General features: G+C 65.5%; 5 protein-coding genes. 1 reads left to right on the top strand and 4 read right to left on the bottom strand.

All coding sequences use genetic code 11. The features are described from left to right. Positions 1 to 216: 216 nt before the first annotated feature. The 4 genes from clpP to OJI97_RS15595 all read right to left on the bottom strand — a co-directional run bounded on the left by clpP (position 217) and on the right by OJI97_RS15595 (position 3800). The gene (gene clpP, locus OJI97_RS15610; RefSeq protein WP_297664982.1) at positions 217 to 867 is read right to left on the bottom strand and encodes an ATP-dependent Clp endopeptidase proteolytic subunit ClpP; all 651 of its coding nucleotides are present in this window, start codon (positions 865 to 867) and stop codon (positions 217 to 219) included. A 529-nt stretch (positions 868 to 1396) separates the two neighbouring features. Next, positions 1397 to 2494 carry a 3-dehydroquinate synthase gene (gene aroB / locus OJI97_RS15605; RefSeq protein ID WP_297664980.1) on the bottom strand — a complete coding sequence of 366 codons (1098 nt, stop codon included), beginning with the start codon at positions 2492 to 2494 and terminating at the stop codon, positions 1397 to 1399. Continuing rightward, entirely contained in the window at positions 2482 to 3057 is a 576-nt protein-coding gene (locus tag OJI97_RS15600; RefSeq protein WP_297664978.1) for a shikimate kinase, read from the bottom strand. Before OJI97_RS15600 ends, aroB begins: the two co-directional genes overlap by 13 nt. A gap of 416 nt (positions 3058 to 3473) precedes the next feature. After that, on the bottom strand, positions 3474 to 3800 hold the full coding sequence (locus OJI97_RS15595; protein ID WP_297664977.1) for a helix-turn-helix domain-containing protein: 327 nt from the start codon (positions 3798 to 3800) through the stop codon (positions 3474 to 3476). Between the two features lie 47 nt (positions 3801 to 3847). On the opposite strand from OJI97_RS15595, the gene OJI97_RS15590 reads away from it, so the two are divergent. Continuing rightward, positions 3848 to 4330 carry an SRPBCC family protein gene (locus OJI97_RS15590; protein WP_297664975.1) on the top strand — a complete coding sequence of 161 codons (483 nt, stop codon included), beginning with the start codon at positions 3848 to 3850 and terminating at the stop codon, positions 4328 to 4330. Positions 4331 to 4379: the final 49 nt, after the last annotated feature.

Here is a 4379-nt window from a genome sequence, read left to right as displayed (position 1 = left end):
GCTGCCGTCCTTATCCTAGCCCCCGGCCACCCAATTACAATATGGCAATTGGATGACGCGGGTTCAATGTTCCGCCTAGCGCCAAGGCGTGGGGCGGATGTCAAGAAACAGGGTTACCGCGTTTCGTCACCCCGGACTTGATCCGGGGTCCCGCTATTCAACGTCGAGAAGCGGGACCCCGGGTCGGGCCCCGGGGTGACGATGGAGTGCGCATAATTAAGGCGTCGGGCCTTCGCTGATTTCCTTGGGCGCTTCGTCACCCGGCAGCGCGGGGCGGCGATCGTAGACATGATCGACGAGACCGAAGGCCTTCGCCTCGTCGGCCTCGAGGAAGGTATCGCGGTCCATCGCCTTTTCGATCTCTTCCAGCGGCTTGCCGGTATATTGGACGTACAGGTCGTTCATCCGCTTGCGGATGCGCAGGATTTCCCGGGCCTGGATCTCGATGTCCGACGCCATGCCGCGTGCGCCGCCCGACGGCTGGTGGATCATCACGCGCGCATTGGTCAGCGCAACGCGCATCCCGGGCTCGCCCGCGGCGAGCAGGAAGCTGCCCATCGACGCCGCCTGGCCGATGCACACGGTGCCGACGCGCGGGCGGATATATTGCATCGTGTCGTGGATCGCCATGCCCGCCGTGACCACCCCGCCCGGCGAGTTGATATACATATAGATGTCCTTCTTCGGATTTTCCGATTCGAGGAACAGCAGCTGGGCGGTGATCAGCGAGGCCATATTATCCTCGACCTCGCCGGTGACGAAGACGATCCGTTCGCGCAGCAGGCGGGAGAAAATGTCGAAGCTGCGTTCGCCGCGGCTCGTCTGCTCGACGACGACGGGAACAAGGGCGGCGAGCGGGTCGATCATGCGAATTTTGTCCTTCGTTGTGGAGCGCCGCGCCGAGAACCGGCGGGCTGGCCCCTCGGTGATCCTACATCGGCGGCAAGGCGAAGTGTTTCAAGGGGGCAAATCGGGCCGAATGGTTCAGAAGGCGGATCGTTGACATCCGCTTCCGGGCAGGAGGCGATGAAGAGGATGACCCGCGGCATTCATTCCAAAGTTCAGGAAAGTTCAGCCTATTGCATTCCCCCGGCGTGGACCCCGCGGGGATGCTGCACGCACGCGGCACGCCTCGCCGTGGCCGCATCCGCAAGCTGGACCGCGACCGCTTTATCCACCGGATGAAGGCTGGCACAGCCGGAAAATGTAGGAAAGGCCTATTTGAAGCCGATGCCTGCTATGGGGTGGGGAGCGGCCATTCCCCATCTTCGTCATTCCCGCGAAAGCGGGAACCCAGAGTGGGGTTAGCCGACGCGCGCTCTGGGTCCCCGCTTTCGCGGGGATGACAAAGTTAGGAGATGCCGGGCGTCCGCAACCGCTCGGCTAACTCCCGCCGTCAGCGACCATCCAGAAACGCCGCCACGCTATCCAGCCCATAACCCTCGGTGACGAAGCTTTGTCCGATGCCGCGGGTCAGGATCAGCGGCAGTTTGCCGCCGCGCACCTTCTTGTCGTGCGCCATATGCGCCGCGAGCGCCGCGCCGCCGCTGTTGATTCCCGCGCTCGCGAGGCTGTGCGGCAGGTCGAGGCTGGCGAGATGGTCGCGCACCCGCGCCGCGTCCGCGGCCGGACAAAGCCCGTTCGCGGCCGAAAACTGATACGCGAGCACCATCCCCGCCGCGACCGCCTCGCCGTGGAGCAGCCGGTCCGAATAGCCGGTCTCGGCCTCCAACGCGTGGCCGAAGCTGTGGCCGAGGTTGAGCAGCGCGCGAATGTCCTGCGTCTCGCGCTCGTCGGCGGCGACGATCCGCGCCTTGGCGGATACGCTGTGCGCGATCGCCCGATGCCGCGCGTCGCCGTCGCCGGCGAGCAACGCGGCGCCATTCGCCTCGCACCAGGCGAAGAATTCCGCGTCGTCGATCAGGCCATATTTGACCACCTCGGCATAGCCCGCGCCAAGCTCGCGGCGCGGCAGGGTGGCGAGCGTCGCCGGGTCGATCAGCACCAGCGCGGGCTGGTGGAAGGCGCCGATCAGATTCTTGCCCGCCGCGACGTTGATCGCGGTCTTGCCGCCGACGCTGCTGTCGACCTGCGCGAGCAGCGTGGTCGGCACCTGGACGAAGGCGCAGCCGCGCTTGACGATGCTGCACGCGAAACCGACGAGATCGCCGATCACGCCGCCGCCCAGCGCGACGACATGATCGCTGCGCTCGACCCCTTCGCCGATCAGCCATTCGGTGAGGCGCGCGAGCCCGGCCCAGCTTTTGGAGCCTTCGCCCGCGGGCAGGACGAGCGACGAGACCGTGATGCCCTCCGCCGCCAGCGCGGCGCTCGCCGCGTCCAGATAGGGCGGCGCGACATGCTCGTCGGTGACGATCATCGTGCGCGGGCGCTTCAGCAGCGGCGCGACGTGGCGGCCGATCTCGCCGAGCAGCCCGTCGCCGATCAGAATCGGATAGCTGCGGCTCCCCAGTTCGACGGTCAGGCGTTCCATTTCGACAGGGCCTCCAAAATCGCGCGCACCGTATGCTCGTGCGGGCTGGATGCCGAACTGACGCGAATGTGCGCCTCGGCATAGATGGGGTTGCGGACCGCGGCGAGCTCGCGGAGCACCTGCCCCGGGTCGCGGTCCTTGAGCAAAGGGCGGTGACTGCGCCGCGCGACGCGCTCGACCAGCGTCGGAATGTCGGCGTCGAGCCAGATCGACAGGCTGTCCTTCAGGATCAGCGCGCGCGTCTCGTCGTTGATGAAGGCGCCGCCGCCGGTGGCGAGGACGTGCGGCCGGCCCGCGAGCAGCCGCGCGATCACGCGGCGTTCGCCGTCGCGGAAATGCGCTTCGCCGAACTTGGCGAACATGTCGGAAATCGTCATGCCCGCGGCGCGCTCGATCTCGTCGTCGGCGTCGGCGAAGGCCATGCCGAGGCGCTGCGCGAGGCGGCGGCCGATCGTCGATTTGCCCGACCCCATCAGCCCGACGAGCACGATCGACCGCTCGCCAATCGACGCGGGCAGGGCGCCGGATGCGGCCGGGCCGGGGCTTTTCGGGTTTCGCGACATGGTCAATGCCAAAGGGGTTGTAACCAAAAAAGCCGAAGCATCAGAAGTCCCTGAAAACTGCGGCTATGCGCGTCATTATTGCGCTTGCGGGCGTCACAGAACCTCGGGATTTGATGCCATGATCTTGACCGATGCTTTGCTTGCGCGTGCCCCTAGCATGCAATGCGGCTCATCCAAACGATTGTATTGCACGGCCATACAGCATCAGGCAAACAGGCGCCTGGCTTCAAAAGGTGGGCCGCGAAGCGGGAACGTCGGACTTTAGGGGGAAGCGGACGTGAGATAAGCGTCGCCCCCGCGAAGGCGGGGGCCGCTATCGGCCTTATTCTTCAGCGCTGCGCAAACCGACGGCGGCCCCCGCCGTCGCGGGGGCGACGATGGCGTTCGCTCGCAACGTGCCGCCCCGACCCGCGGGTTTACCGCGCCTCCACTGCCTGCTTGAACCGCGCCAGCCGCGCGGTGGCCGCAGCGGCATGGGGGCCGATCCAGCGGTCGTGGATGTCCTGGATCGGCATGGCGTTGAGATGGTTCCAGCGTTCGCGGCCGCGGCGTTCGGCGACCACCAGCCCCGCATCCTCCAGCACCTTCAGATGCTGCATCACCGTGCAGCGGTCGAGATGCGCGAAGTTGCCGCACAGTGTGCCCGTGGTCAGCGGCTGATCCTTGAGGTCGTCGAGGATCTGGCGGCGGACGTGCGACGACAGGGCCTTGAAAACGCGGTCATATTCTTCGTGGATTGACATGTTATGAATTTATAACATAATGAGGGGAAAGCAAGCGGAGATTGTCGATGGAACTGAAATTCCGAGTCGCGGCGCGGATCGCGAAGCCGGTACATGAGGTGTTCGAGGCGGTCGCCGACCCCGCGAAGCTGTCGCACTATTTCACCACCGGCGGCGCGAAAGGGCGGCTCGAAACCGGCGCGACGGTGGAGTGGGATTTTCACGACTTTCCCGGCGCCTTCCCCGTCTATGTCATCGCGGTCGTGCCCGACGCGAAGATCGTGCTGGAATGGCAGGCGAACGAAGGCGAGGCGCCGAATGTCGAGGGCGGCGAACTCAAGGACGCCGATTATCGCACCCGCGTGACGATGAGCTTCAAGGAATTGGAGGACGGGCGCACCCTCGTCGAGATCGCCGAGGAGGGGTGGCGCGAAAATCAGGGCGCGCTCGGTGCATCCTATGGCAATTGCCAGGGCTGGTCGCAGATGCTCTGCGCGCTCAAGGTCTGGATCGAGCATGGCATCAATCTGCGCGAGGGCATGTATGTCTGACCGCGGTCGCGCGTGATTTTCTTTCGTTCGTCACCCCGGACTTGTTACG

Source organism: Sphingopyxis sp. (assembly GCF_025869345.1).
Taxonomy (GTDB): domain Bacteria; phylum Pseudomonadota; class Alphaproteobacteria; order Sphingomonadales; family Sphingomonadaceae; genus Sphingopyxis.
The sequence above is the reverse complement of the archived record's forward strand: the minus strand, read 5'-3'. Positions and strand labels throughout refer to the sequence as shown.

Coding starts and splice junctions, on each gene's coding strand:
- clpP (WP_297664982.1), bottom strand. CDS start 867: ATGATCGACCCGCTCGCCGCCCTTGTTCCCGTCGTCGTCGAGCAGACG.
- aroB (WP_297664980.1), bottom strand. CDS start 2,494: ATGGAACGCCTGACCGTCGAACTGGGGAGCCGCAGCTATCCGATTCTG.
- OJI97_RS15600 (WP_297664978.1), bottom strand. CDS start 3,057: ATGTCGCGAAACCCGAAAAGCCCCGGCCCGGCCGCATCCGGCGCCCTG.
- OJI97_RS15595 (WP_297664977.1), bottom strand. CDS start 3,800: ATGTCAATCCACGAAGAATATGACCGCGTTTTCAAGGCCCTGTCGTCG.
- OJI97_RS15590 (WP_297664975.1), top strand. CDS start 3,848: ATGGAACTGAAATTCCGAGTCGCGGCGCGGATCGCGAAGCCGGTACAT.